Source organism: Caulobacter sp. 73W, from assembly GCF_041021955.1.
GTDB lineage: Bacteria > Pseudomonadota > Alphaproteobacteria > Caulobacterales > Caulobacteraceae > Caulobacter.
This window is the reverse complement of sequence record NZ_CP158375.1, coordinates 3,862,005-3,887,954: the sequence shown is the minus strand read 5'-3', so window position 1 is coordinate 3,887,954 and position 25,950 is coordinate 3,862,005. Positions and strand designations below refer to the sequence as shown.

25 protein-coding genes, 1 tRNA gene and 1 pseudogene are annotated in these 25,950 nt (G+C 65.6%); 10 read left to right on the top strand and 17 right to left on the bottom strand.

All coding sequences use genetic code 11. The annotated features are described in order from the left end of the window. Positions 1-200 precede the first annotated feature (200 nt). Positions 201-1,586, top strand: coding sequence for an alkaline phosphatase PhoX (locus ABOZ73_RS18550; protein WP_369059579.1), 1,386 nt, complete (start codon positions 201-203; stop codon positions 1,584-1,586). On the opposite strand, the gene ABOZ73_RS18545 is transcribed toward ABOZ73_RS18550, so the two are convergent. Then, the gene (locus ABOZ73_RS18545; RefSeq protein WP_369059578.1) at positions 1,583-2,614 is read right to left on the bottom strand and encodes a COX15/CtaA family protein; all 1,032 of its coding nucleotides are present in this window, start codon (positions 2,612-2,614) and stop codon (positions 1,583-1,585) included. The two genes, ABOZ73_RS18550 and ABOZ73_RS18545, sit on opposite strands and share 4 nt — an antisense overlap. A gap of 157 nt (positions 2,615-2,771) precedes the next feature. Here ABOZ73_RS18545 and ABOZ73_RS18540 point away from each other — a divergent pair, with 157 nt between their 5' ends. Beyond that, positions 2,772-3,020, top strand: coding sequence for a GlsB/YeaQ/YmgE family stress response membrane protein (locus ABOZ73_RS18540; protein WP_369059577.1), 249 nt, complete (start codon positions 2,772-2,774; stop codon positions 3,018-3,020). Further along, positions 3,017-3,226: a DUF2842 domain-containing protein gene (locus ABOZ73_RS18535; protein ID WP_369059576.1), complete on the top strand. Its 210-nt coding sequence runs from the start codon at positions 3,017-3,019 to the stop codon at positions 3,224-3,226. Before ABOZ73_RS18540 ends, ABOZ73_RS18535 begins: the two co-directional genes overlap by 4 nt. 19 nt (positions 3,227-3,245) lie before the next feature. Here the strand turns inward: ABOZ73_RS18535 and ABOZ73_RS18530 are convergent. The 7 genes from ABOZ73_RS18530 to ABOZ73_RS18500 form a co-directional block, all read right to left on the bottom strand. Beyond that, positions 3,246-3,322 (bottom strand) — tRNA-Pro (locus ABOZ73_RS18530). 79 nt (positions 3,323-3,401) lie between these two features. After that, on the bottom strand, positions 3,402-3,806 hold the full coding sequence (locus ABOZ73_RS18525) for a MerR family transcriptional regulator (protein WP_369059575.1): 405 nt from the start codon (positions 3,804-3,806) through the stop codon (positions 3,402-3,404). A gap of 10 nt (positions 3,807-3,816) precedes the next feature. Further along, positions 3,817-4,119: an integration host factor subunit alpha gene (locus ABOZ73_RS18520; RefSeq protein ID WP_369059574.1), complete on the bottom strand. Its 303-nt coding sequence runs from the start codon at positions 4,117-4,119 to the stop codon at positions 3,817-3,819. An 89-nt stretch (positions 4,120-4,208) separates the two neighbouring features. Next, complete coding sequence (locus ABOZ73_RS18515; protein WP_369059573.1) at positions 4,209-5,228, bottom strand: beta-ketoacyl-ACP synthase III; 1,020 nt, start codon at positions 5,226-5,228, stop codon at positions 4,209-4,211. Then, a complete protein-coding gene (gene plsX / locus ABOZ73_RS18510; RefSeq protein WP_369059572.1) occupies positions 5,186-6,253 on the bottom strand; it encodes a phosphate acyltransferase PlsX in 1,068 nt (355 codons plus the stop codon). The genes ABOZ73_RS18515 and plsX overlap by 43 nt, the downstream gene beginning before the upstream one ends. A gap of 95 nt (positions 6,254-6,348) precedes the next feature. Next, on the bottom strand, positions 6,349-6,876 hold the full coding sequence (locus ABOZ73_RS18505) for a DUF177 domain-containing protein (RefSeq protein WP_369059571.1): 528 nt from the start codon (positions 6,874-6,876) through the stop codon (positions 6,349-6,351). Beyond that, positions 6,873-7,397, bottom strand: a complete 525-nt coding sequence (locus ABOZ73_RS18500; protein ID WP_369059570.1) for a ubiquinol-cytochrome C chaperone family protein — start codon at positions 7,395-7,397, stop codon at positions 6,873-6,875. The genes ABOZ73_RS18505 and ABOZ73_RS18500 overlap by 4 nt, the downstream gene beginning before the upstream one ends. A 99-nt stretch (positions 7,398-7,496) precedes the next feature. On the opposite strand from ABOZ73_RS18500, the pseudogene ABOZ73_RS18495 reads away from it, so the two are divergent. The 3 genes and pseudogenes from ABOZ73_RS18495 to ABOZ73_RS18485 all read left to right on the top strand — a co-directional run bounded on the left by ABOZ73_RS18495 (position 7,497) and on the right by ABOZ73_RS18485 (position 9,147). Beyond that, positions 7,497-7,984: pseudogene (locus ABOZ73_RS18495) on the top strand (outer membrane protein assembly factor BamE). A gap of 282 nt (positions 7,985-8,266) precedes the next feature. Continuing rightward, positions 8,267-8,782, top strand: a complete 516-nt coding sequence (locus tag ABOZ73_RS18490) for a nuclear transport factor 2 family protein (protein ID WP_369059569.1) — start codon at positions 8,267-8,269, stop codon at positions 8,780-8,782. A gap of 110 nt (positions 8,783-8,892) precedes the next feature. Continuing rightward, positions 8,893-9,147 (top strand): Atu4866 domain-containing protein, encoded by a 255-nt coding sequence (locus ABOZ73_RS18485; protein WP_369059568.1) that lies wholly within the window; start codon positions 8,893-8,895, stop codon positions 9,145-9,147. Positions 9,148-9,195: 48 nt separating this feature from the next. Here the strand turns inward: ABOZ73_RS18485 and ABOZ73_RS18480 are convergent, their stop codons facing one another. After that, positions 9,196-10,140 (bottom strand): hypothetical protein, encoded by a 945-nt coding sequence (locus tag ABOZ73_RS18480; RefSeq protein ID WP_369059567.1) that lies wholly within the window; start codon positions 10,138-10,140, stop codon positions 9,196-9,198. A gap of 119 nt (positions 10,141-10,259) precedes the next feature. Here ABOZ73_RS18480 and ABOZ73_RS18475 point away from each other — a divergent pair, with 119 nt between their 5' ends. After that, complete coding sequence (locus ABOZ73_RS18475) at positions 10,260-11,165, top strand: AraC family transcriptional regulator (RefSeq protein WP_369059566.1); 906 nt, start codon at positions 10,260-10,262, stop codon at positions 11,163-11,165. A gap of 182 nt (positions 11,166-11,347) precedes the next feature. On the opposite strand, the gene ABOZ73_RS18470 is transcribed toward ABOZ73_RS18475, so the two are convergent. Next, a complete protein-coding gene (locus ABOZ73_RS18470) occupies positions 11,348-11,740 on the bottom strand; it encodes a hypothetical protein (protein WP_369059565.1) in 393 nt (130 codons plus the stop codon). Then, on the bottom strand, positions 11,737-12,633 hold the full coding sequence (locus tag ABOZ73_RS18465; RefSeq protein WP_369059564.1) for an MFS transporter: 897 nt from the start codon (positions 12,631-12,633) through the stop codon (positions 11,737-11,739). The genes ABOZ73_RS18470 and ABOZ73_RS18465 overlap by 4 nt, the downstream gene beginning before the upstream one ends. Positions 12,634-12,881: 248 nt before the next feature. Between ABOZ73_RS18465 and ABOZ73_RS18460 the strand changes: the two genes are divergently transcribed. The 3 genes from ABOZ73_RS18460 to ABOZ73_RS18450 all read left to right on the top strand — a co-directional run bounded on the left by ABOZ73_RS18460 (position 12,882) and on the right by ABOZ73_RS18450 (position 15,028). Beyond that, positions 12,882-13,697 carry an AraC family transcriptional regulator N-terminal domain-containing protein gene (locus ABOZ73_RS18460; RefSeq protein ID WP_369059563.1) on the top strand — a complete coding sequence of 272 codons (816 nt, stop codon included), beginning with the start codon at positions 12,882-12,884 and terminating at the stop codon, positions 13,695-13,697. A 147-nt stretch (positions 13,698-13,844) separates the two neighbouring features. After that, positions 13,845-14,309, top strand: a complete 465-nt coding sequence (locus ABOZ73_RS18455; RefSeq protein WP_369059562.1) for a hypothetical protein — start codon at positions 13,845-13,847, stop codon at positions 14,307-14,309. An 8-nt stretch (positions 14,310-14,317) separates the two neighbouring features. Further along, on the top strand, positions 14,318-15,028 hold the full coding sequence (locus tag ABOZ73_RS18450) for a YkgJ family cysteine cluster protein (RefSeq protein WP_369059561.1): 711 nt from the start codon (positions 14,318-14,320) through the stop codon (positions 15,026-15,028). Here ABOZ73_RS18450 and ABOZ73_RS18445 read toward each other — a convergent pair. The 6 genes from ABOZ73_RS18445 to ABOZ73_RS18420 form a co-directional block, all read right to left on the bottom strand. Continuing rightward, entirely contained in the window at positions 15,025-15,939 is a 915-nt protein-coding gene (locus ABOZ73_RS18445; RefSeq protein WP_369059560.1) for an SDR family oxidoreductase, read from the bottom strand. The genes ABOZ73_RS18450 and ABOZ73_RS18445 overlap by 4 nt on opposite strands. Positions 15,940-16,073: 134 nt before the next feature. Then, positions 16,074-17,168: a pectinesterase family protein gene (locus ABOZ73_RS18440; protein WP_369059559.1), complete on the bottom strand. Its 1,095-nt coding sequence runs from the start codon at positions 17,166-17,168 to the stop codon at positions 16,074-16,076. A gap of 53 nt (positions 17,169-17,221) precedes the next feature. After that, on the bottom strand, positions 17,222-20,143 hold the full coding sequence (locus ABOZ73_RS18435) for a TonB-dependent receptor (protein WP_369059558.1): 2,922 nt from the start codon (positions 20,141-20,143) through the stop codon (positions 17,222-17,224). 190 nt (positions 20,144-20,333) lie between these two features. Then, a complete protein-coding gene (locus tag ABOZ73_RS18430) occupies positions 20,334-21,452 on the bottom strand; it encodes an exo-alpha-sialidase (RefSeq protein WP_369059557.1) in 1,119 nt (372 codons plus the stop codon). Between the two features lie 10 nt (positions 21,453-21,462). Then, complete coding sequence (locus tag ABOZ73_RS18425) at positions 21,463-22,851, bottom strand: DUF4861 family protein (protein ID WP_369059556.1); 1,389 nt, start codon at positions 22,849-22,851, stop codon at positions 21,463-21,465. A gap of 164 nt (positions 22,852-23,015) precedes the next feature. Then, positions 23,016-25,799 (bottom strand): TonB-dependent receptor, encoded by a 2,784-nt coding sequence (locus ABOZ73_RS18420; protein ID WP_369059555.1) that lies wholly within the window; start codon positions 25,797-25,799, stop codon positions 23,016-23,018. Positions 25,800-25,950 lie beyond the last annotated feature (151 nt).

Here is a 25,950-nt window from a genome sequence, read left to right as displayed (position 1 = left end):
CCTCGGCGTGAGGCGCGGCGAATACGCGAGGGTGCGAGGCCTGTCAACAAACTAATCGCACAAAACCCGCCAAACCCTTGCGCCGCAAGGACTTCAGCGATGCGGTATTATAATACCTAATACACTCAGGGAAATCCATGGCGCTGTCATACTCGGCGGCTATAGGCTCAGCTTTAGCAAGCTGGAACACCAGGACCGCCATGACCCTTTCGCGCCGCTCTGTCCTTGCCTCCGCAGCCGGCCTGGCTTTCGCCGGGGTCGCCATGCGGTCGGATGTCTGGGCGGCCGAACAGTCATTGAACCAGGTTGAGGGCTATGGCCCTCTGATCGCCGACCCCAAGGGCGTCTTCGACCTGCCCTCCGGCTTTTCCTATCGGGTGATCTCCCAGGCGGGAGAAGCGATGAACGACGGCTTCCTCGTTCCGGGGAAGTTCGACGGCATGGGCTGCTTCGCGCTCGGCGGCGATCAGGTCGCCCTGGTCCGCAACCACGAACTGAAGCCCGGCGACGTCAACAAGGGCCCCTTCGGCAAGGGCGGCCGGCTGGCCGCGACTTGCGGCGAGGGTAAGGCATACGACCATCTGTCCGATGGACGCCCCCTGCCCGGCGGCGTCACCACCGTCGTTTATGACATGCGCAGCCGCCAGACCGTCAGCCAGCATCTAAGCCTGGTGGGCACCAGCACCAACTGCGCCGGCGGGGTCACGCCGTGGGGCTCGTGGCTGACCTGCGAGGAGAACACCGCCCGCGCCGGCGACGGCGGGACCAAGGACCACGGCTATGTGTTCGAGGTGCCGTCGGCCAGCCGCTGCCTGACCGATCCCAAGCCCCTGACCGCCCTGGGCCGCTTTCGTCACGAGGCTGCCTGCGTCGATCCCCGGACGGGCGTCGTCTATTTGACCGAGGACGAGGACGACAGCCTGTTCTACCGCTTCTTGCCCCTCGACCGCGCCGACCTGTCCAAGGGCGGGCGGCTGCAGGCCCTGGCGCTGCAGGACGCCGGCTTCGACACCCGCAACTGGAAGACCGCCGCCCTGCCCCAGGGCGAATGGCGCAACGTCCGCTGGATCGACATGGATGGCGTCGACAATCCTCACGACGACCTGAAGGACCGCGGCCATGCCGCTGGCGCGGCGGTGTTCGCGCGGGGTGAAGGCGTGTTCTTCGGCAAGGGCGAGCTCTACTTCACCTGCACCTCAGGCGGAACCATCAAGGCCGGCCAGGTCATGCGCTATGTTCCCAGCGAACATGAGGGCCAACCGGGCGAGGCCGACGCCCCCGGCAAGCTGCAGATCTTCGTCGAAAGCACCGACACCAAGGTCCTAGACTACGCCGACAACCTGGCCGTCGCGCCCTGGGGTCACCTGATCCTGTGCGAGGACCGCTATTCCCTGACCAAGCGCAACCACCTCAAGGGCCTCACCCCCGACGGCAAGGCCTATGTGATTGGTCGCAACGTCTATGACGGCAACGCGGAGCTTGCCGGCGCCTGCTTCTCGCCCGACGGCCAGACCCTGTTCGTGAACATCTACTCGCCCGGCCTGACCCTGGCGATCACCGGCCCTTGGGGGGCGTTCAGGGCCTAGACCCGGCGAACCCGCCAGGCCAGGGCCGTCGCCACCGCCAGCAGGGCGACGGCGCCCGCTTGGTGCAGCGCCCCAAGCCACACGGGCACGCCAGCCATCAGGGTAGCCACGCCCAACGCGGCTTGCAGCGTCACCACGACAGCCGCCGCTACACCCAGGGCGCGCGCCTCACTGGACAGCACGCGCACCCGCACAGCCATGACGCCCACCGCGATGCCGGCGACGAACAGCGCGTAGGCGAACAGGCGGTGATGCAGCTGAACCGCACCCTGGCTGTGGGCGATGGTGTTCCACAGGCCCGTGCCCGCGTACTCCGCCGGGAAGAACGAGCCGTTCATCAGCGGCCAGTCGTTATAGACCAGCCCCGCATCCCCGCCGGCCACGAGGGCGCCCAGCAGGCACTGGAAGAACACCGCGCCCAGGAAGGCCAGCGACCAGGGCCGCCACTTGCTGCGATCCTCCAGACGGGGTGCGCCGGTCCAGGCGTCCAGGCCCGTCCACAGCAGCATCACGAACAGCGCCAGCGCCAGCCCGAGGTGAACCGTCAGGCGCTCAGGCGCCACCGACACACGCTCCGACAGGCCGCTGGACACCATCCACCAGCCCACTGCGCCCTGAAGGCCGCCCAGGACCAGCATCGCCCAGCAACGCAGCACCAGACGCTTGGGAAGCTCACGGCGCACGGCGAAGACGACGAGCGGCACGGCGAAGACCAGGCCGATCAGGCGGCCCAGCAGTCGATGGCCCCACTCCCACCAGAAGATCGACTTGAAGCTGTCGACCGTCATGTCGGGATTGACCAGCTTGTACTGGGGGATCTGCTGATAGCCCGCGAACTCGCGCGCCCAGCCCTCTTCGGTCAAGGGCGGAATGGCGCCGCTGATCGGTTTCCACTGGGTGATGGACAGGCCGGAGTCGGTCAGGCGCGTGACGCCGCCCACCACGACCATGGCGAACACCAGGAAGGCGACGGCGAACAGCCAGATGGCGACCGGCCGGGAACGATCTGAACGCAGGAATGACGTCATCGCGGCGATGTCACGTCCTTATTTGGCCTAAGTGAGGCAAGGCTTTACTCGGCTCGCATGCCTAAGGGCTAAGCTCGCCGGCGTCCACCCCCGCCCCCACCGGCCTTGACGGCGCCGACCGTCCGTGGCGCAACACCGGCTATCAAGGGAGGCCCGCGTGCAGGGAGTCGACATCTTCGCCGCCGTGATCATCGGCATCGCCGCCGGATGGATCGCCGAGCGCGTGTTGAATCGCCGCCTGGGCCTGTTCATGAACCTCATCGTCGGCGTCGTCGGGTCGTTCGTCGGCGCCTTCCTCGTCCGCTCGCTGCACATTCCGTTCAGCGGCTTCTTCGGCAGCCTGATCGTCTCCACCCTCGGAGCGATCGTGCTGCTGGCCTTCCTCAGCCTGGCGCCTCGCAAATGAACCCACGTATCCGCAAAGCCGTCGGCAGCCTGGCGCTGATGGTCTTCCTGTTCTTCTACGTGGTGCTGGCCCTGGCGATCTTCGCGATCCTGCCGGACAACCGCTTCGTCCACCTCGTCTATTTCGTGGTGGTCGGCCTGGGCTGGGGCGTGCCGATCATTCCCTTGCTCACCTGGATGGACAAGGGCCGCTTCGGCTTCAAGTAAGAGGAGAAATCCTTCCCGCTGGTCGGAGCGACAGGATTCGAACCTGCGACCCCTTGACCCCCAGTCAAGTGCGCTACCAGGCTGCGCCACGCTCCGACGCGGGAAGGAGCGCCCTTATAGGCGCCGCCCCCCGGTCCCGCAATCGCCAAATTATCAGGATTTGAAAGCGCTGGATTCAGTGCTTCAGAAGCGCGTCCAGACGCGCCTTCACGGCGTTCAGGTCATCCAGGGCGAAGCTCAGCCGGTCACGGCTGTCGGAGCTCAGATCCACCGACTCGATAGCCGCGCCCTCGATCGGCGATACGCCGCCGCCCTGCCCGGCTTCGAGCAGGCGTTTGACGCCGAGGTCCTTGTGCAGCTTCTGCACGCCCTTGATGGTGTAGCCCTCGTCGTGCAGCAGCGCGCGCACGCCGTTCAGCACGGCGATATCCTGCGGCCGATAGAACCGGCGGCCGCCGGCCCGTTTCATCGGGCGGATGAACGAGAACTTGGTTTCCCAAAAGCGCAGCACGTGCTGAGGCACGCCCAGCGCGTCGGCCGCTTCGGAAATGGTGCGGAAGGCGTTTGGACCCTTCGCCACCGTGCGGCTCCTACTTCGCCAAGGCGCGTTCGACCCGCGCCTTCATGACTTGCGAGGCGCGGAAGCCGATCACGCGGCGCGGCTCGATCTCGGCGGGCTCGCCCGTCTTGGGATTGCGGCCCATGCGGGCGCGCTTGGAGCGGACCTGAAACACGCCGAAGCCGGACAGCTTGACCGTCTCGCCCTTCTCCAGGGCGTCGGCCACCAGGTCCAGGGTGCGCTCAACCAGACCCGCGCAATCCTGCCGGGTCAGGCCCACCTCTTCATGGACGGCTTCGCAAAGATCCGCCCGCGTCAAAGTCGCACCGTTCATGGAACTCGCCCCAAAACTCGACAACGACAGCCTGCATGCTGTGATTGTCGCGTCAAGTCAAAGGGTTCCAGCAGAAGCCTGACCCCGATCTACAGGCGCAGGACCACCGCGCCCCAGGTCAGACCGCCGCCCATGGCCTCCAGAAGCAGCAGATCGCCCTTCTTGATCCGCCCGTCGTCGATGCCCTTGGCCAGCGCCAGGGGGATCGAGGCGGCTGAGGTGTTGGCGTGCTCAGCGACCGTCGAGATCACCTTGTGCTCGTCCAGGCCCAGACGTTTTGCCACGCCTTCCAGGATGCGCTGGTTGGCCTGGTGCGGGATGAACCAGTCGACTTCAGGGATCTCCACGCCGGCCTTCTCGGCCGCCATGGTGATGGCTTCGGCGATATTGACCACCGCGTGGCGGAACACCTGGTTGCCCAGCATCCGCAGCTTGCCGACCGTGCCCGTGGTCGACACGCCGCCGTCCACATAGAGCAGGTCCTGCTTGGTCCCGTCGGCGCGCAGGGCGAAGCTCAGCATCCCGCGATCAGCCTTGGTCCCCTCGCCCGCCTGGGGCTCGACGACCACCGCCCCGGCCCCGTCGCCGAACAGCACGCAGGTGCCGCGGTCGGTCCAGTCCATCAGGCGGCTCATGGTCTCGGCGCCGATCACCAGGGCGCACTTGGCGTTCCCGCGAGCGATGAAGCCGTCGGCCACGCTCATGGCGTAGACGAAGCCCGAGCAGACCGCCTGCACGTCGAAAGCGATGCCCACCGGGCAGCCCAGCTTGCGCTGCACGATGGTGGCCGTGGCCGGGAAGGTCAGGTCCGCCGTGGTGGTGGCGACGATGATCAGGTCGATGTCGGCGGGCGTCTTGCCCGCGTCCGCCAGGGCCTTCCTCGCCGCCTCGACGGCCAGGTCGGAGACCGCCTGGTCATCGGACGCCTTGTGGCGCTGACGGATCCCCGTCCGCTCGATGATCCATTCGTCGCTGGTGTCGACGATCTTGGCCAGGTCGTCATTGGTCACGACGTGCTCGGGCAGATAGGCCCCGATGCCCGTCACCACGCTACGCATCACTTCAGTCACTCCGCAGCCCCTCCCTCGGGCTGAGACGCCGTCTCGCATTTCTCTTTGGCGGCCGTGAGGCGTTGCAGGTTCCGCTCGATCTCGGCCGAGAAGTCGCTGCGCGCCAGGTCCACCGCCACCCGGATGGCGGAGGCGAAGCCTTCGGCGTCCGCGCCGCCATGGCTTTTGACGACAATGCCGTTCAGCCCCAGCAGCGGCCCGCCATTGACCCGGCCGGGGTCCAGGCGACGCCGCATCTTCTTCAGCGCGCCCGAGGCGATCAGCGCCCCGGCCATGGCCAACGGACCGCTCATGAAGGTGCTCTTGATCTCGTTGGAGAAGAACCGCGCCAGTCCCTCGGCGGTCTTCAAGGCCACATTGCCGGTGAAGCCGTCGGTGACGACCACGTCCACCGTGCCCTTGGCGATGTCCGTGCCTTCGACGAAGCCCTGGTAATCGAGGTCCAGGGTCATGTCCTTGAGCATGGCGTGCGCCTCGCGCACCTCGTCATGACCCTTCTGGTCTTCCGAACCGACGTTCAGGATGCCGACCGTCGGCTTGGTCGAGCCGTGAACCGCGTGGTGGAAGGCCGCGCCCATGATGGCGAACTCGACCAGCTGGTCGGCGTCGCTCTCCACATTGGCGCCGACGTCCAGCACGGCGGACACGCCGCGCATGGTCGGCCAGCTGGCGACGATGGCCGGACGCTCCATGTCCGCGGCCATGCGCAGGATCAGCTTGGAGATGGCCATCAGGGCGCCGGTGTTGCCGGCCGACACGGCCGCCCCCGCCTCGCCTGCGCGAATCGCCTCGACGGCGTTCCACAGGCTGGTGCCCTTGCCCCGACGCAGGGCCTGGGCCGGCTTCTCGTCCATGGCGATGGCGCGCTCGCTATGGCGTACCTCGCTGACCGCGCGGGCCGCCGGGCATTTGGCGAGCTCGGCGTTCAGCGCCGTCTCGTCGCCGTGCAGCAGGTATCGGACGCCGCTGAGGCGGCCGGCGGCGATCGCCACGCCCGGGACAACCACGGACGGGCCGTGGTCGCCGCCCATGGCGTCGATGGAGATCACAAGATTTTGGGACAAGGCGCGCTCTGGCTCCCGGAAATTGACCACGCAGATCAGCCGCAGCGATCAGATCGAAGCGGCTATAGCATGCGAGTTCATCTGTTTCGCCGGACTTATTCGTCCGCCTTCGGCTTCTGCAAGGACTTCAACGCCGCAAAGGGCGACAGGTCCACCGGCTCCGGCGGCTGCACGAACTCCGCACCGGCCTTGCGGGGGAATGGATCAAGCTCCAGCGACAAATGCTCGATCACATAGCCCGACACATCGACGGTCTCGGTTTCCAGCACGTCCGGCTGATCCTCCGCGTCGTGCTCGATGTCGATCTCGGGCGAATCGTCCGACGGCGCGTTGGGGCTGCCCGGCGGCAGCAGGCGCACCATGAAATCCGCGTCGATCTTGGCCGGCAGGGATTCGGCGGACACGCTGCAGGTCTGGACCACCTCCGCCTTCAACCGCCCCTTCATCTCGGCGCCGTCCAGCCAGGCGGTCAGTTTCACCTTGGCTTCCAGCTTGCCCAGGGCTTCCAGGCCGAGGGTCTTGGCGATCTTCTTGCGCGACGCCTCGTCGGCGGCCAGCTCAAGGCTGACCACGCCGCGCGAGACTTCCCCCAGGGTGACGCTCTTGGGCCAACCCGCGGTCATGCCGCCTCCGGCCAGCTGACGGCCCCGCCCAGCAGGGCGTCCGTGTCCTGCGCCGCCAGGTGCTCGCGCACCTTCAGCAGATAGGCCGACAGGGCCGCGCCGCCTTCGGCCGGAGCCACCGTGCGTTCGACCAGCGCTTCCAGCGGCGCGCGATCCGGCAGAGCCGCGATCACCTCGTCCAGGCCTTTCAGACGGCCATAGAAGGCCGCGGCCAGCTTCTTCATCTTCTTGCCGACCGACAGATCGCCTACGCCGATTTCGCGCAAGGCGTCGTCCAGGCCGCGCACATAGGCGTCGAAAGTCGCCTGCGACACTTCAGCGGCGGTCTCGCCCTGCCCGCGCAGACGCTCGACCACCAGCGCCACGTGCAGGCTGTACAGTTCGAACCGGCCCTCCAGCGTGTCCGGCGCGCCCATTACGGCGTACAGATTGGGCGAACGCGCCTGTTTGGCGGCCGAGTCGTAGAGACGCCGGCCGGCGATTTTGGCGGGGCTTGGCGGGAAGAACCGCTCGAGAAACATGCTTCGCCTCGTTTTCGCCCGCAGTCGGGCTTTAAAGCAGGCATTGAACTAAGCTCCCGCGGGCGATAGGTCAAAGTCCGCACTGCCTTCGGAGTCCGAATGTCCCGTCCCGTCGCTATCGCCGCTCTCGCCGCCGCCCTTCTGGCTACGGGCGCGTGCACGCCGCTGACCGCCTATTCGGGCTTCCAGGCGGTCGAAGAGCAGCCCAAGGACGTGAAGGTCGGCGAGGACACCAAGTCGACGGTCATGGGCAAGCTGGGCTCGCCCTCGGCCACCGGCACCTTCGACAACAACACCTGGTACTACATGACCCAGGTGACCGACCGCGTGGCCTTCTATCGCCCACGCGTCGTCAAGCGCGACGTGGTCGCCATCACCTTCGCCCAGGCCGACGAAAAGGTCGCCGGCGTGAAGACCTACACACTTCGCGACGGCAAGGTGATCAACTACGCCGACCGGGAGACCCCAACCCGCGGCCGCGAGCTGACCGTCCTCGAACAGCTGCTCGGCAACGTCGGCCGCGGCGGCATGCTGCCCCGCGACGATCAGGACGGCGCCCCGGCAACCGCCCTGGCGACCGCCGCTAGATTTCAGCGCTTCATCTGAGCATCACGAACGCCCCGAGGTCATCCTCGGGGCGTTTTTGTTTTGGGCGGCCGTCGCCTTCACCTCACGCAAAAACACCCGATCACTTCGCCAAGGCCGCCCATCGCGCGCTGCACTTGCGGACGATCGGGCAATGGCTGGCGACAAGCAGGCAAGGCCAAGCGCCCGCAATCGCCGATAATCGTGCGCAGCCCAGGCACGCCCTGCTTCTGAGCGGCCGGAGCAAGCCGTCGCCCGCCCTCCTATCTAGTGGAGTCTACGCCATGACAAAGCTGAGAACGCTCGCCATCGGCACGGTTGCGGGTCTGGCCGCCCCCGCGTCGCTCAAAGCCGCCGAGCAGGCTCAAGGCCCGTCCCAAGCCCAGTCCAATCGCACCATCGTGTCATCCGCGTTCGATCGCTGGTCGGTCGGCCAGGGTGACTTCTTCACTGAGGTTCTTTCGCTCCAGGTGATTTGGACCATCGAGGGATCCGGCCCAAGCGCGGGCGTCTACCGTGGCCTCGACGACTTTGTGGTTCGCGCCGTGCAGCCCTTCGCCGACAGAATGCAAAGGCCGGTGCGACCGATCGCCAAGCGGGTCTGGGCCGAAGGCGAGCATGTCATCGTCAACTGGTCCGGCGAAGGGATGGCTGGCGACGGCAAGCCCTACCAGAACGACTATGTGTGGATCTTCCGCCTTCAGGACGGCAAGGCTGTCGAGGTCACCGCCTTCCTCGACCTGCCCGCCTATGACGACGTGTTGCGCCGCGTGCCCGCCCCGCCCCTTTCGCTCCCATGACACGGCCAAATTGGATCGCCGCCCTATTGGCCGGCGCCGTCATCATCGCCCCGCTCTACGGGACGCCACCCGACGCGCCTCGCGCCAACCAGACCGAAAAAGGACGCCTCATGACGCAACACCCCTATGTCGGCATGTGGGTGACGGCCGATGGCCAGATCCGTCAGGAGCTGCTGGCCAACGGCCGCTATGACGAAGCGCGAGGCGCGCGCAGAAGCGCCTATCTGGGCCGCTATGAGGTCAGAGGGAGCCATATCGATTACTGGGACGACACCGGGTTCACCGCTGATGGCGTGTTCGTCTCCGATGACGAACTGCACCATGGCGGCATGGTGTTCTTCCGGGAGCGGCCCAAGGCGCGCTAGGCGCAAGGTTGAGGGCCTTGCGGCCTTGGGCCGCTCCCTTGCCTGGCGTCAGACCATAGAGAGCAGGTAGCGGACGCCGTCCGGTCCGCCCCAGGCCTTCGCCACATCCTGCAACGGCAGCAACTCCACCGGCGCCTCGAAGGAGCTTGCGGCCGCCTGCGCCATCAGTTCGGCGGCGCCGGCGATAAGCTCGCCGATCGACACGCTGCCGATCCCGCTGCCCAGCAACTCAAGACCCGACCCGCGCAGGCTGTCGGCGCGAAGAGCGATCTCGTCTCCAGCGATTGAGCCAAGCTGAACATAGCGCAGGCGAGGCTCGCCCGTTCGAGAGGCCCGCTGTTGGGTCGCCGCGGTGATCAGACGCTTGGCCGGCTCGCCCCACAGAAAGTCGAGAACGACGTCCACGCCGTGATCAAACTGCGCCCGCAGCAGGAGGTCGGCCTCTTGTCCAAGTTCGATGCGCACGTCGGCGTCGACCTTGGCCAGCCGCTCGGTGTTGCGGCCGACGGCGATGATCTTGCCAGCTCCAAACCGGCGAGCGATCTGAGCGCCCATGGCGCCGGCCGCGCCTGTGGCGCCGTTGATCAAGACCGCCTGCCCCTCTTGGATTGGAGCCCTGCGGGTCAGGGCGATCCAAGAGGCCAGACCCGCCGTGGCGACCGCCGCGGCCTGGACGTCGGACAGGGCGTCGGGGACCGGCGCGATCATCTGGCTGGACACCAAAGAAAGCTCGCCCATCGACCCAAAGGGCGATTGGGGAAAGAGGAAGTAGACGCGTCGACCTTCGGGATCGAGACCGACACCATCTATCCCAGGCACGAAGCCCGCGGCGGCGACGCTTGTGTAATGGCGACCCGCCGCCAGGGCCCTGACGATAGGGCTAAGCGGGGCGACATGGACCTTGATGACGCTCTGGCCGGCCTGCGCCGACGGCTCTTCGAAGTCGCCATAGACGGGCGTTGCGCCAAACTCGCGGACGATTGCAGCCTTCATGTTGAAGCTCCGAGACTTGGACCGCCCAGCGCGACGCCGGGCGTGCTAGGCAGGTAGTCGCCTCTCTTGGCTGGAGCCATGCGCGCTCGTTCGGAACTTCATCGCGATCGTACCTTTTGATGGATCCTCTCTCGCAAGTCCTGTCGCTGCTAAAGCCCCGCAGCTACATCACCGCCGGCTTTGACGCTGGCGGCGACTGGTCGCTTTTGCTCGATGACCTGCAAGGCCGCATCAAATGCTACGCCGTCCTGCGGGGTGACTGCTGGCTGAGCCTCGAGGCGGGCGAGCCGGTTTCGATGTCGGCGGGCGACTGTTTTGTCCTGGCCAGCGGCTGCAATGTGCAAATCTCCAGCGATCCGGCCTTGGCTCCTACCGTCGCCAGCACGGTGCTGTCGCCGCATCGCGACGGCCAGGTGGTGGTCTATAACGGCGGCGGCGGGGTGCTCTTGGCGGGCAGCCGTTTTGAGGTGAAGGGACCCCACGCCGAAGCGCTGCTGACGACCCTGCCGCCGATCATCCACCTTCGATCGTCGGCCGATCAGGCGGCCCTTCGATGGTCGATCGAGCTGATGATGCAAGAGTTGCGCGAAGCGCGCCCGGGCGCCTGGCTGATCGCTCAGCATCTGGCCCACATGATGCTGGCGCAGGCGCTGCGTCTGCATCTGGACCAGATCCCTAATGAGGCCAACGGATGGCTGGCCGGACTTTCGGACCCCAAGATCGGCGCGGCGCTGGCCCAGATGCACGCGGCGCCGGAGCAGGACTGGAGCCTGGATGTTCTGGCCCGCTCGGCGGGGCTGTCGCGCACGGTCTTCGCCCAGCAGTTTCGCGAACGGATGGGCGAGACCCCGATCGCCTATCTGACACGCTGGCGCATGATGCTGGCGGCCGACCGCCTATTGGACGGCGGCGAGCCGATCGGCGTGATCGCCCGCTCGGTCGGCTATGAATCGGAGAGCGCCTTCACAGTCGCCTTCAAGCGCGTCATGGGCCAGCCGCCCCGGCGTTTCGCCGCGGGCGCGTAACGATCTCCTTGGAGTTGGACGCGGCCAACGCAGGTCGCGGCAGATCGCCGACGAGGCAGGTCTTGGGGAGAGATTACTTCGTCGGCGATCTCTAAAGCGCGCCTTGCTCACAAATGCGACCAAGGCGCGCTGCGACCGGATCTTTGGAGGGGGCCTGTCCTGATCCGATTTTGCGTTCGCAATCAGCGCCGCGAAAAGTAGGCGTCGAAAATGCGCCGGTTGGCGACCAGGCAGGCGACGCCGGCCAGGACGCTGGCGGTCGGCACGATCAGCAGGCCAAGACCAAGGCCGTTGGGGATGCTGGCCGTGGTCGCCGCATCACTGACTACGCCAACCAAGAGCGGCCCAAGCGCCGGCCCCAAAAGGCCCGAGCCGACCATGCCCAGGCTGGAGGCCAAAGCCTCCCTGCCCCGTCCGGCCACCAGATGGCCCGCCCCAAAGGCGCAAGGCAGCATGAAGGCGAAGGACAGCATGGCGGGGGTGAAGAGCGCCAAGGCCATCCAGCCGACGGGCGCAAAGAGAGCCAGGGTCGTCGTCACGGCCGAGATGAAGAAAAGCGCGGCCGGCGCGGTCAACACGCGGCCTGAGCCGGACCGAAGCGCGCGGTCAAACCTCGCCCGCCCAACATGGTGCCGGCGATGCCCAATAGCCCCTGCAGCACCCCAAAGGCCAAACCGGCCTGGGCGGTGGTGAAACCGTGAGTGCGGATCAAGAACGGGGTGGCGAACGCATAGAAGGGCGCGGTGGCGAAACCCACCGCCAGCGCGGCGGCGAACACCCAGCGATACTGCGGCGAGGACAGCAGTTGCATCGCCGAGCGTATGAACGGCTGCGCAGCCACGCTGGCACGTTTGATGGGAGGCGTCGGCCCGGCCGTGATCCAGGTGATCAGCGCGATGACCACGCCGGCGGCCGCTGCGGCGAACAAGGCCACGCGCCAGCCAAGGGCGTCGTTGATCAACCCGCCCAGCGAAAAGCCGGCCATGGTGCCCAGCGGAATGCCCATGGCGAAGATGCCGATGGCCAGGCCCCGTCGCTCGGGACTGATCTTGCGGGCGATGAGGGCGTGTCCGGACGGAATGGCGCCCGCCTCACCGATAGCGACGCCAAAACGAGTGAAGGCGAGAAAGGCGAAACCCATCGCCAGCCCGCCCAGGGCCGTCATCGCGCTCCAGACAAGCGCGCAGCCCACCAGCACCACGCGCGGCGATCCTTGGTCGGCGGCGCGGGCCAAGGGGAGTGAGAGGAGCGAGTAGCAGACCGCAAAGGCCAAGCCATTGATGAGACCGATCTGCGTATCGCTGAGCGCAAGATCCGTCTTGATGGCTTCAGATAGGATAAATGGAAGTATTCTGTCGACCTGACAGAGGACACTTACGAGAAATAATCCGACGAGTAAAAATACCGCGCGCCATCCACGACTGTAATTATCATCACGCTCACCATTTATGACAGAATATGATTCCACTTCTCCTATTGACGGAGCAGCAACGTCTGTCATCTTGGAAACTCATCTGGCTTAGGCTTGCACCATCAAGCTAGAGGTCACCTGGAATGAGACGAATGTCTGAAACCGCAAGAAACTTGCCTTTTCCTACAAACGACGATGCGCCAGCGGCGGCCGCTGGCTCGCAAACCCTAAGAGATCGCCTGCTGGCCGCGGCCAACGGCTATGCCGACGCCCATGGCGGCGGGGAGAACCATTTTGAGACCCCCATGGCTGGCGTCCATCTGCTGCGCGCCTTCCACCGGCCGCCCTCCATTCGCCGTTTCTATAATCCTCAGCTTTGCGTGGTCCTGCAGGGCGCCAAGCAAATGATGATCGGCGAGGAGACGCTAGACTACAGAGCCATGGAAGCCTTGATGGTCAGCATCGAGCTTCCCGCCTCCGGCCGGATCGTCGACGCCAGTCCAACCGAGCCCTTCATCGGCATCGTGATCGAACTAGATCTCGGCGCCATGCGCGATGTCCTGGAGCACATGGACGCCCCGCCGATCCCGACTTCGCGGTCGGCCTCCGGCGCCTTTGTGACGACCATCGACGAGGCTCTGGGCGAGTGCGTGCTGCGGCTTTTGCGGCTGGCGGACACGCCCAAGGCGGTCCCCATCCTCTACCCGTCGATCATGCGCGAGATTTATTACTGGCTGCTCAGCGGCCCCCATGGCGGGGACGTCTGCAAGAAGGCTCTGCCAAACTCCCATACCGACCGGATCTGCAAGTCGATCCTGGTCTTGCGCACCAACTACGCTGAGACCTTACGCGTCGAAGAGCTGGCGGAGTCGGCGGGGATGAGCCCCTCGTCCTTCCACCAGCACTTCAAGGCCCTAACCTCGATGTCGCCGATCCAGTTTCAAAAGCAGCTGAGGCTTTTGGAAGCGCGACGCCTGATGGTCTCCAACGCCGCCAACGTCGCCGAGGCCGCCTATCAGGTCGGCTATGAAAGCCCCTCTCAGTTTAGCCGCGAGTACGCCCGCGCCTTTGGGGTGGCTCCTAAACGCGACGCCACCAACCTTCGGGCCGTACCTGGCTGATCACGCGCTGTCGCCTGGGCCATTCCCCAGGCGACAGGTTTGCAGGATCGGGCACGTTTGTCGGGGTTTGAGCCATAGCCGCAGCAGGGCGGCCAAAGCACGGTGAGCGTCCGCTCGACACCGAGGTCGAGACTTAAAGGACCAGCCATGCGCAAGAACCTGCTCTTTGTCGCCTACGGCTATCTGTTCTGGGCCGGCGTGCTGCACTTCCAGATCGAGGTCGTCCTGCCGCACCTGGACGAGCGCATGGCGCAAGGCCCTCAGAGCGACCTCTATTACGGACTGCACTCGGCCTATGCGTTGGGGCAAGCCGCCTTTGGGCTGGCGGCGGTCTTGATCGTGCGTAGCGGCTCGGATCTTTTGGCGCGGCGACCTGGCCAGGCGGTGGGTCTGGCGGCGGTCGCTGGATGGCTGGCCTTCGCCGCCATCTTCATCGACTACGTCCAGCCGCGCATCCACATGATCGTTGTCCTGGTCTTGCTGATCGGCGCCGCCCTCGCCCGTGATCCGGCGACAGACCTCAAGCCGGCTGACGACGACAAGGCCGAGCGCGGCCTTGGCTGGGCGCTGATCCGCCAAAGGGTGGCGGCGCGGTGGCGCGGCCGCTGCTAGGCCCCGCCGTGAGTACTACGCCTCACCAAAGCGGTCTGACCGCCGCCAGCATCGTGGAGGTCGGCGCGCTGACCCGCGCCCTGGCGGAACGCTACGAGACGATTTTCCAGACCTTTCGCACCGAGGCGCAAGCCAAGGCCGATGAAGCTGTGGACTTGGCCCAGGCCGCTCGCGCCGTAAGCGGCCTTTTGGAGACTGTCAGCGCTTCCTACCGCGCGCATTTTCCCAATGCCTCGGCGGTCGATTGCGCCGCCGGCTGCGCGGCCTGCTGCCATCTTGCGGTGGCGACGCCGCCGGGCGTCGCTGAGATGATCGGCCAGCACATCAACGCGACCTTCTCGCTGGAGGTGCGCCAGGCTCTGATCACGCGCCTGCAAGGCGCCGCCTCGGCTATCGCCGCTGCGAAAGATCCTGAGCGGCTTCGCCTTCGTTGCCCGCTCCTGGGCGCCGATGAGCGCTGTACGATCTATTCGGTGCGCCCGATCTCCTGTCGCGCTTTCACCTCCCCCTCCGCCGCCCTTTGCCATCGCTTCATCTTCGAGGCCGGTGATCAGACGGGCGTGGCCCAGGATCCGGCGCTTTATCGCTTCCATCGCGACGCGACCGCCGCCCTGCAGCGTACGGCCAGACTTCGAAACCTGCCGGCCGCCCAACAGATGCTGGCCCCGGCGCTGATCAAGGCGCTCGGGGCTGACACAGGCGACCGGCTCAAGGCCTAGCCGAAGCGCACGCCGGTCAGGGCTTGGGAGACCTCCCAAAGGCGCCGCGAGACATCCTCGTCCAGCGCCTGGGTCGGGATCTTGGACAAGGCCGGATAGCCGCGCGTCTCGCTGAGGCGGTCGGGACCATAGTAGGCGCCGCCTTGCGCCGCCGGCGAGGTGGCGGCGAAGAGGGTCGGCAAGGCGCCCTGCGCGGCCGGCTGGAACAGGAACCAAAGGGCGCTGCGCAGCATCCCGATGGTGCTGGTGCGCCCCGGTGCGTTGTGAAGAAGGTCGGTGCGAGACAAGCCAGGATGGGCCGCGATACTGTCGACGCCCCACCCCGCCGCCTCACTGCGTCTTTGCAGCTCCAAACTAAAGAGCAGGCAGGCCAGCTTGGACTGAGCGTAGACAGGCATCGGCTGGTAGTCGCGCTTGGCGTTCAGATCATCAAAGTTGATCGCCCCTTGGCGGGCCGCCACGCTCGACAGGGTGATCACCCTTGGTTTGTCGGCCTTGCGCAGCAGGGGCATCAGACGGGCGGTCAGGGCGAAGTGGCCAAGATAGTTGACGCCCAGCTGCAGCTCAAAGCCGTCGTCGGTCTCCAGCCTTTTGGGCGGACGCATCACGCCGGCGTTGTTGATCAGCATGTCGATCGCGCCGATCTCGCTGCGAAGGCGGGTGGCGAAGGCTTCGACTGAAGCCAGGCTGGCCAGGTCGACCTGTTCGAACGACACCTTCGCCTGCGGCGTCGCCGCGCGGATGCGCGCAACCGCATCGGCGCCCTTGATGCGATTGCGGCCAGCGATGATCACGTCGGCCCCGGCCGCCGCCAGGGCGAGCGCATCCTCAAAGCCAAGACCGCCCGTGCCTGTGACGACCGCGGTGCGGCCCTGTTGGTCGGGAATGTCGGATGCAGTCCAGTTCGTCATGATCGCCTCGTCAACGGGCGCCCGATCAGCCGGGAGCCTCCAACCGATCAACTTGGCGAGCCGCGTTCAAATCCGAATGCCCGATGCCACGCGGTTTATGCGCAAAGCTCTAAGAGGCGCCCCTGGAGCTGACCTCAGCGGGGGCTCCACCCGCCGAGCATCAAGGCTGGACGGTAGGCGGAGGCCTCCTTGGGCGACAGCATGCGCCTCACCTTTGAGGCGCGACCAGCGCCCGGCCCCTTGCTGGAATATTCGAACAGGCGCGCATCCTCGGGCTGATACATGGTCCGCCGCCCATCGCGCAGATTGTAGTGCATGGGGTACCAGCCCTGCGGCACGATATGGCGATCCATCCAGCAGCGGATGAAGGCTGCGTGCCCAACGGCGTCCGGATCGCCGTAGCGGCCGTCGGCGAAGGTCTTGCTGGCGCGCCATGGACGGCCCAGCGCCATGGTGTGATCGGGCATGTCGGCGTCGCGGGTCAGGCGGCAGTCGAGGAACACCAGGCCAAAGCGTTGATGACGATTGGTGTTGGGCGCGGCGATGAAACCGTGAAAGTCCTTGCCTGGGCGGGTGCGAGAGCGGATCTCGCAGTGCTCGAACACGGCCACCCCCGCCCCATAGATGAAGTCCACGCAGCCGCTGATGAAGCAGTTGGTGTAGAGACTGCGCCCCGCCTCCGCGTAGAGCGTGTCCTGCCAGCCGGTGAGAGCCACCTCGTCCAGCCAGGCCTTGTCCGAGCCATGGCTAAGGCGCAGGGCAAGCGCCTGAGCCCCGCTAGCTCCGGTGCGGTCGTAAGGCACCTCGGCGGGCATGTTGCCTGGATAGTCAAAGTCGTTGGCGATGGTCAGGCGCCGAGCCTCAAATCCTGGAGCGGTCACCGTGACGGTGGCGATCTCACCGCTGCGCCGGGCCGCGGCATGCTGGTTGAAGACGACGATGCTCGCAGCCTGCCCTTCGCCCTCCAGATGGATGTTGGGCTTGTCGATAAGGAGCTGCTCACGCCAAGTCCCTGCGGTGACGAGAATGCGAAAGGCCTTCTCGCCCGTGGTCGGCGCAGCGGCCAGGGCCGCAGCCAGGCTCGGATAGGTTTTGCGGGCGCGTGCATCGTGCGCCTTGGTCGACACCGCAGCGTCAAAAGAAGGCGCAGCCTGGGCCGGCGTCGATGCGGCGATCATCAGGCCGCCGCCAGCCAGCAAGATCATCCGGCGATCACGAAGCATCGGCATGGCGTGTCCGAAAGAGGACTGGCGGCGCGCAGGCGCGCCGCCAGTCTTGAGGCCTAGAAGGTGTAGCGGAAGCCCACGAAGAACTCGCGGCCGGTCTCGTGATAGAACGACAGCAGTCGGCTGCTGTCATAGTACTGGTCCTGAACCTCGTTGGTCAGGTTCACCGCCTCGAAGGTGAAGGCCAGGCTGTCATTGACCGTCCACGTCGCCGAGGCGTCGATGTTCAGGGTCGAGGCCGTGCCTTCAACATCCGAGCCGTTACGCCCCGGAATCTGCGTCAGGTACTTGCTGCGATAAGCCGCCGAGACGCGGCTGCTGAACTTGGAATTCTCGTAGTAGAGCGTGGCGTTGTACGAGGTCTTGGACAGGTTGGTCAGCTGGCCGATCGCGGTGACCGCGCCGGTGGAGCTCAGATAGGTGACCTCGGAGTCCACGAAGGTCACATTGCCCAAGAAGCCGAAGTCATCGAACGGCCCGGGCAAGAAGGTGAACGGCTGCTGGTAGTTCAGCTCAAAGCCCTTGAGCGGCCCGCCGGGCGTATTGATCGAGGTTGAAAACTGCCAGACCGGCAGGCTGGGCGCGCAGCCTGGCGTCGTGCCGCAGGCGGCGACCGCGGCGCTGTCAGGCAGGCCGAACGGGTTTTGGTCGAAGGTCGACAGCGGCGAGGTGTAGCTCTGAACGAAGGTGGAGATGTCCTTGTAGAAGAACGCCGCCGAGATCAGGCCTTGGGGCTGGAAGTACCATTCGAAGGACAGGTCCACCGTCTTGGCGCGGAACGGCTCCAAGAAGGGGTTGCCCGAGGTGACGGTCTTGTTGCTGCCCGTGCCGATGTTCACGCCCGGCGTCAGGTTGCCAAGGTTGGGGCGAGCCATGACCTTGGCCGCGCCAAAGCGCACCAGGAAGTCCTCGCGCGGCTCAACCACTAGGTTCAGAGCCGGCAGCACATCGTCATAGCTGCGCGTGGCGGTCGTGGCGGAGATGGTCTGGAAGTTGACGCCATTGACCGTGGACGGGACCACACCATAGCCCAGCGACTTTTGGCGCGTCTTCACATAGCGCACGCCCACGTCGCCGCGCACCGGCATGCCAAAGGCCTGGAAGTTGAAGTCGCCTTGCAGGTAGGCGGTCTGCCCCCACTCATCGACTTCGTAGTTGCTGCCAAGGCTCGGCTCACGGCCCAGGCGATAGATGCCGCAGCCGCTTGTGAAGCACTCATTGCCGAACGGGCTCGTCCAGACGGTCCCGGGCGTGGTGGTGATCACCTTGCCGTAGTTGGGATCGGTCATGTTAAGGGCCGTCATGGCCTGCTTGATGTCAGGCGTGATCCATGACGAGACGTTGCCGCCCGGCAGGCTCAGGTTCTTCAGCTCCACCAACTGGCCGTAGGACGACCTTGGCACAGCCGTCAAAGGATTGGTCGCAGTGACGGGGTTGATGTTGGCGGTGGTGCCGTTGGAGCGGGCGAAGGCGGCGCTCTCGGTGCCGTAGGCCTTGTAGACCAAGCCTGCCTTGATCTTGAGGTTGTCGCTCCAGTCGTAGGACGCATCGAACTGGGCGGTCTTGTAGGTGTTGTCCACAAAGCCTTGGACCATGCGGATTTCGGCCAGGGTCCAGGCGTCGGGGCTCGTTACATTGCCCGAGCCGTAGGTGATCACCGGGTAGTTGGAGGCGGTGTAGTCCCAGGTGTAGCCCTGGACGTTATACTGATCCCACTGGACGGTGTTTTGGATCGGGTTGGCGAAGGTCGATTTGGAGAGGCCGACCGTGCCTTTGACCTTCAGGCGCTCGGTGATCTCGTGCTCGCCCACCAGGGTGAACTGACGAAACTCCGTCTTCAGCTTGTCGTAGCGCTGCTCGCTTTTGAGATCGATGTTGTTGAAACGCCCGGTGGTCATGACCGGAAAGCCCGCGCGCGGCGTGGCGATCGTGTAGTCGAGCACGTCGACCTGGTTGATGCCGCAGGTGACCGGAGAGGTCGCGGTGCAGGCGCCGGCGGTCTGGGGCGTGAAGGTCTCGAGGAACAACTCGTTACGCTCGCCTTGGAAGTTGGCGTAGAGCGCATCGAAGGTCAGCAAGGTGCGGTCGCTCGGCTGCCATTGCAGGGAGCCGGTGGCCCCCAGGCGCTCCTGCTGGGTCTTGTACCAGTCAAAGCGCGGGATACGGGGGTGGACGGCGGCGTTGGCCTCGGCGCAGGCGGCGGCGTTGGTGGCGCAAGTCACCCCGCGCACGCTGCGGAAGCCCGGCGCGGTGGCCGTGCCGGTCTGCCAGCGCACGGTGCTGGCGCCCTGGTCGAGCAGGTAGCGTTCCGAATAGGCCACCGACAAAAGCGCGCCGAAGGTGTCGTCGCGCCAGGTGTTGGAGATCAAGGCCGCAACACGCGGGCGGGCCTTTTCGCTGATGTCGTTGTAGCCGTACTTGCCCGACACCGCGAAGTTGAAGCCCGGCTTGTCGAACGGGTGAGCCGTCTGCAGGTCTACGGTCGCGCCGAGCGAGCCTTCCTCGGTCTCGGCCGAGGCGGTCTTTTGCACCGTGATGCGGTTGAAGAGGTCCGAGGCGAAGACGTTGAAGTCGAACGAGCGGCTGCGGTTGGTGCCGCCCGAGGCGTCGGTGCCGCCCGAGGTGGTCAGCGCCTCCATGCCGTTGATGCGCACGCGGGTGAACTGAGCGCCCAGGCCGCGCACCGAGATGTTGCGCCCCTCGCCGGCGTCACGAGAGATCGCCACGCCCGGAATGCGCTGAATGGATTCAGACAGGTTCAGGTCGGGGAACTTGGCCATGTCTTCGGCGTAGATCGCATCCACCGCCGCGGCCAATTCGCGTTTGATGTTCAGCGCCTTCTCAAGGCTGCTGCGAAAGCCGGTGACGATCACTTCGTCGACGGCCACATCGGCGTTGTCGGACGCCGTCTGCGCGTGGGCGGCGCCTGCCGCCATAAGGGCGACGAGAGCCCCGCCCGTGATCAGGCGAGCACGCAAAGTCCGGGCTTTTGGTGAATGCATGTTGTTCCCTCTCCCAATACGGCGTTCTTGAGTGACACCGGTATCATCGAGCTTTGGGGATTATCGCGATTTTGGCAAATGCTTTCGCAGAACGCGGTGCTTCATATTGAGAGCACAGTGTACCCCTCCCCGGCTTGATCGTCGGCACAAGGGCCGATCGGCCGGGTTAGGGCAGCTTGGACGGGTCCAGCACCACGTGGCGGATGCCGCGGCGATTAAAGGTGTAGGTGATGTGCACGAGCCCGGTCTTCGACTGGATGACGGCGGGATAGGCGTAACCGTCGGGGCGCGGTTCGCTCTCCAGGGTGGCGACCTCGCGCCAGCTGATCCCATCGTTGGAGATCGCCACGTTGAGCGGATAGCGCAGGCCCTTGCCTGGCGTCGCCGGCAGGTGCCCCGTGTGGTTGTAGACCAGCAGCTGGCGCCCATCAGCCAGGGTCACCGCGTCGGTCCCCGAATTTGGGTTGGGCAGGTCGATGGTCGCCAGCGGGCTCCAGGTCTTGCCGTTGTCGCGCGACCAGGTCTGGGCCAGTGCGCCCTGGCGCGTGCGAGCGACCGCCTCGAGCACGCCGCCAGGATGGAAGAGGATGCTGGACTGGATCGCATCGATCTTGAGCGGTGAGGCCACCAGGGGCGTCTTGGTCCAGGTGCGGCCTTGGTCCTCGCTGCGCTCGAAATAGAGATCCCAGCCGCCCCCATCGGCCAGGGTGACGCCCTCGCGCAGTTCGACGCTGACCGGCGACAGCCATGCGCCGTCGGGCAAGACAACCGGCTTGTTCTTGATCGGGCCCAAAACGCCGTCTGGCAGGCGGCGCGGCTTGGACCAGGTGCGACCGTCGTCGGTCGAGGTGATCACCATGCCCCACCAGGCCTGCGGGCTTGGGCCGACCTTGTAGAAGAGGTGCAGGTCCCCTCCCGGGGGTTGGAACAGCACCGGATTCCAGGTGGGCTGGCGCGTTCCGTCCGGCTGCACGCCGTTGGCCACCTCGACGGCCTCCTGCCATTTGCCGTTCACGCGGCGGGCGAACCAGATGCCGACGTCGGGATTGCGCTCGTGCGTTCCGCCAAACCACGAGGCGGCGATCGTGCCCGCCTTGGTCTCCACGATGGTTGAGGCGTGGGACTGGGGGTAAGGCGCGTTGGAGTAGACGAACTCCTTCACGACGATGGCGGGCGACGCCTGCCCCGCTATAGCCGGAGCTGCTGCCAGGAACGCGGCGCCGAGGCTGAGCACGGCCGCAAGAAGAGTGGCGCGGAGGCGATGGACGGTCTGGTGCGTCGTCATGGCGGGCTCCTTATCGCGATTGCTGCGCGATCCCCGTCAGGCGGACGGGGGCATTGTATTCACGGGTCGACTTGATGACGTAGCCGCGGAACGCATCGGCGGTCTTGAGCGTCGGCCCTTCGCTCCAGGCGGCGGCCAGCATGTACTCGAACACGCCGTCCTTGGTCGGCTCGACGCGGAAGACGTGATTGCCCTGACGGGCCTTGGACCAGACATAGGCGGGCTTGTACTGGTCGCGCACGATCAGGGCCGAGCCCGCATACTCGATGCGGAAGCTGTTCTGGACGGCTTCTTTGTCGTCAGGGTTGCGCACGTTCTCGGCCCCGCCGGTGATCACCACGCCGCCCGCTTGATACTTGATCTCCTCGGGATCATGGGCGCGGATGCCGGCGGCGAAGGCCGCGCCCTTGGCCCTGGGCGCGAAGGTCTTGAAGCGGACGCGAGCGGTCGAATAGTTTTGCCCTGCATAGGCGGTGTAGAGCTGCTCGACCTCATAGCGGCCGTGGCCGCTGTCCCAGTTGAGGGTCTTGACCCGGATCATGCTGCGCAAGGGACCGTTGGCGACCACTTCGAAGGCGTAGCGGGTGTCACTCAGCCCGTCGCCGTTGAAGCGGTTCTCGTGGTCCGAATTGGGCGTGAACCTTGGACGCGAGACGACATCAGGCTGACTGGGTTGATCGAACACCCCGATGCCGCCGCCGCCAAAGCTGTCATCCACCGACATGATGTCCGAGCCCATGGCCGGATCGATGCGCGAGACCGCATAGCCGTCGAGATTGCCCATATAGAGCCGGGGCGACATCAACAGCGGCTCACGCTTGCCGTAGACGTCCGCGTCGGTGGGAAACCACAGCTTCCAGCCCACCGCCTCCGACTCCCAGAAAGGCACGGTGTGGCGCATGTAGCTGCCGATGCCGGCGTGGGTGCGGTGCGGGTTCCAGCCCCGTTGCTGGAAACCGCGATAGATGTGGATCGTCCTGGTCTCGCGCGGCTTCAGATCCACCTGCAAGAAGAGCTCGTCCCAAAGCCCGTCGGCGTCCAGGTCGTCCAGCTGATAGTCGATCGCCCGTCCGCCAGATTCCGCGAGATGGCCATGCGGGCCTTCCTGGGCCTGGCGCTCCTTGTCGGGCGCCGGGCGCGGCGCGCCCGTCGGATCGACCAGGGTGATGGTGAGGGCCTGGGCGCCGCGCAGCATGGGCAAATGCTCGGGCGTCAAGACGACGGGCGCGGCGCGTCTGGCCTCATTCAGGTCATTGGTCAGCTTGATCTCGATCCGCTCGACCGGCGCGAACTGGCCTTGGGTGTACCAGGCTGCGTCGGCCGCCCAGCCGGCAGGTGCGATGACCAGGCCCGATGCGAGGATGCTTGCGGCGATCAGGCTACGAACACGCGGTTTCATCGCTTGGACTCCAAGGTCAGCTTGCATCATCAAGGGCGGCGCAACCGCGTGAAGCAAGGTGGTTGATCGCTAATGCGATCTGGCGCCCCGCCTCATGAAAAATGCGCCGGACCACGAGGGCCCGGCGCAAAGGGGACGGTGGGGAAGAAGTCCGTCAGAGAGCCCTAGAAGGTGTAGCGCAGACCCACGACGTACTGACGGCCCGTGTGGGTGTAGGCGTTCAGTCGGTTGTCGCTGTCGACGTACAGGTCGTTGTACTCGTCGGTCAGGTTCAGGCCTTCGAGGCTGATGCGCAGGTTGTCGCGGATGTTGTAGGAGACCTGCGCGTCGATGTTGGTCGTCTCGTTGGTGCCCTGCACGTTGTTGAAGTCCGCGGCCGGCACGCCGGTCAGGTACTTGTCGCGATAGGCGGCCGACACGCGGGCCGAGAACTTGGCGTTCTCGTAGTACAGCGTGGCGTTCCAGGCGTTCTTGGACAGCCCCACGAGGGTGGCGTTGACCAGGGCCGCACCCGGCGTCGTCGAGGTCAGGTAGTCGATCTCGGAATTGACGTAGGTGTAGTTGGCCAGGAAGCCGAAGTCCGACCAGAAGCCCGGCAGGAAGGTGAAGGGCTGCTGCCAGTTGATTTCCAGGCCCTTGAGCTTGCCGCCCGGCGAGTTGACCGGTTGGGTGACGGCGAAGACCATGTCAGGCGTGGCGACGGTGCCGTCCAGCAGCGAGTTGGGCAGACCAAGGGTGTTGTAAGGCGCTTCGCGACGCAGGGTCTGAACGAAGGTGTCGATATCCTTGTAGAACAGGCCCAGCGCCAGGATCGCGCCGCTTTGCGGATACCATTCCAGCGACAGGTCCAGGTTCTTGGAGCGGGTCGGCTCCAGGAAGGGGTTGCCCGAGGAATAGTTGCGGTTGGCCCCCTGCACGTTCACCGAACCACCCGGCGACAGGCTGCCGATGCCCGGACGGGCGATGGTCTCGGCGGCGCTGATGCGGGCGATCACCTGCGGGGTGATGTCGACCGACAGGTTCGCCGACGGCAGCCACATGTCGTACTTGTGGTCGACGGTGACGAACCGCACGCCGGAGGTCGCGTTGGCGTAGCCGCCGGAGCTCAGATCGGTGCTGAAGTAGCGGTAGCCGACATCGCCGCGGACCGGCAGGCCGAAGGCGTCGAACTGGTAGTCCACCTGAAGATAGGCGCCCGTGGTCTCTTCGGTGATCTTCGCGGCCGAGCCGGTGTTCTCACGCAGGGCCCACTGACCCGTGCCGCTGTAGATGTTGTACTGGTTGTTGAACTTGGCGAGGTCCGGCGCGAGCCAGGTCTTCACCGAGCCGGCCGGCAGGCCCAGGCCCTGGTCGAAGTCGAAGTTGCGCGACAGGGCGGCAAGGCCGGCGCCGCCGGCGATCGCCGGCACGTCAGCAGTATTGGCGCGCTGCTGGGCGAACGAGCTGAACTCGAACTTCTTGTAGTCGACGCCCGCCTTGAGGGTCAGGTGGTCGTTGAGAATGTAGCGGCCGTTCAGCTTGTAGGTGGTGAAGGCGTTATCGACCCATTCCGGCGTCAGGCGAACTTCCGAGCTGCCCGGCACCATGGCCCAGGCGTTTGGATCGCGAGCGTCGAAGCCCAGGCCCATCTCCATCAGGCGGGGGCGGAAGTCGTAGCTGAAGTTGTTGGAGTCCAGGCGCTCGAAGGTCACGGTGGTGGCGATCGGGTCGCTGTACTCGGACTCCGAGCGGCCGGCCACGGCCTTGATCTTCAGCCGGTCGTTGAAGTCGTGTTCGACCGAGAAGGTGACTTGCTTGAACTTGGTGTTGAGTTCGTTGTGGCTGGACTGGGTGCGCAGATCGACGCGGTCGATATTGGCCTGGACGAGGTTGTTGCCCTCAACAATGCCCGACCGGATGATCGACTGCGGCTTGCCCGTGCCCGGACGGCTCAGACCCAGCGCCTGCAGCTGTGATTCCAGGCGCAGACCCTGGAAGTCCGAATAGAGGCCTTCCAGTGTAAAGAGCGTGGATTCGACCGGACGAAACTGCAGGGCGCCCGCCAGGCCAAGACGCTTGGACGAGGTGTCGTAGCTGGCGTAGGCGGGAATGCGCGGGTGATAGAGGCCCGCTTCGGCGTTGTCGTAGCCGGTCACGTTCTGATTGATCTGGCCGATCGTCTTGCCAGCAACCGTCGAGGCCGGGTTCCAGCCGCCGTTCGAGCCGCCGAAGGTCCAGCGGGTGATGTTGGCGCCCTCTTCGATCAGTTCGCGCTCATCGTAGGAGGCCGAGATCAGCACGCCCAGCTTGTCGTCGAAGAAGCGGTCCGAGGCGAGGAACGACACGCCCGGGGTCACCTTCTTGGCCAGGTCGTTGTAGCTGCCTTGCGCCGACATCACGAGGCGGCGGCCAGCGGAGTCGAAGGGCTTTGCGGCGTTGAGGTCGACGGTGGCGCCCAGCGAGCCTTCATCCACTTCGGCCGAGGCGGTCTTGCGCACGATCAGGTTGGAGAAGAGGTCCGAAGAGAAGATGTTGAAGTCAAAGCCGCGACCGCGGTTGGTGCCGCCCGAGTTGGACGTTCCCGAGGAGGTGGCGATGGCTTCCATGCCGTTGACCCGCACGCGGGTGTAGTCCGAACCCAGGCCGCGAACGGTGATCTGGCGGCCTTCGCCCGAGCGGCGCGAGATCGCCACGCCGGGAATGCGCTGCAGGGATTCGGCCAGGTTCAGGTCGGGGAAATCGGCGATGTCTTCGGCCGAGATCGCATCGACCACGCCGTTCTCGTTACGCTTGATGACCAGGGCGTTCTGCAGCGACGCGCGAAAGCCGGTGACGACGATCTCGTCGACTTCTGCTTCAGGCGCGGGGGCCGCATCGGTCTGCGCTTGGGCCACGCTCGCCAGAGCCATCGCCAGGACGGCGACGGAGGCGCCAGACAGACCACGGGTGTGGAATTTCTTCGAGATCATATGTTTCACCCCTACGTCCCGCTAGATGCGGGCGATGTTGTTGGGCTCAGCGAGAGAGCCTGGATTATGGGGTGAGCCTATCGGCGCTTCTTGCGCTGATACCAATCTCAAGGCGGCATTGATTGATGCGCGACGTAGAATGATCGTCGCC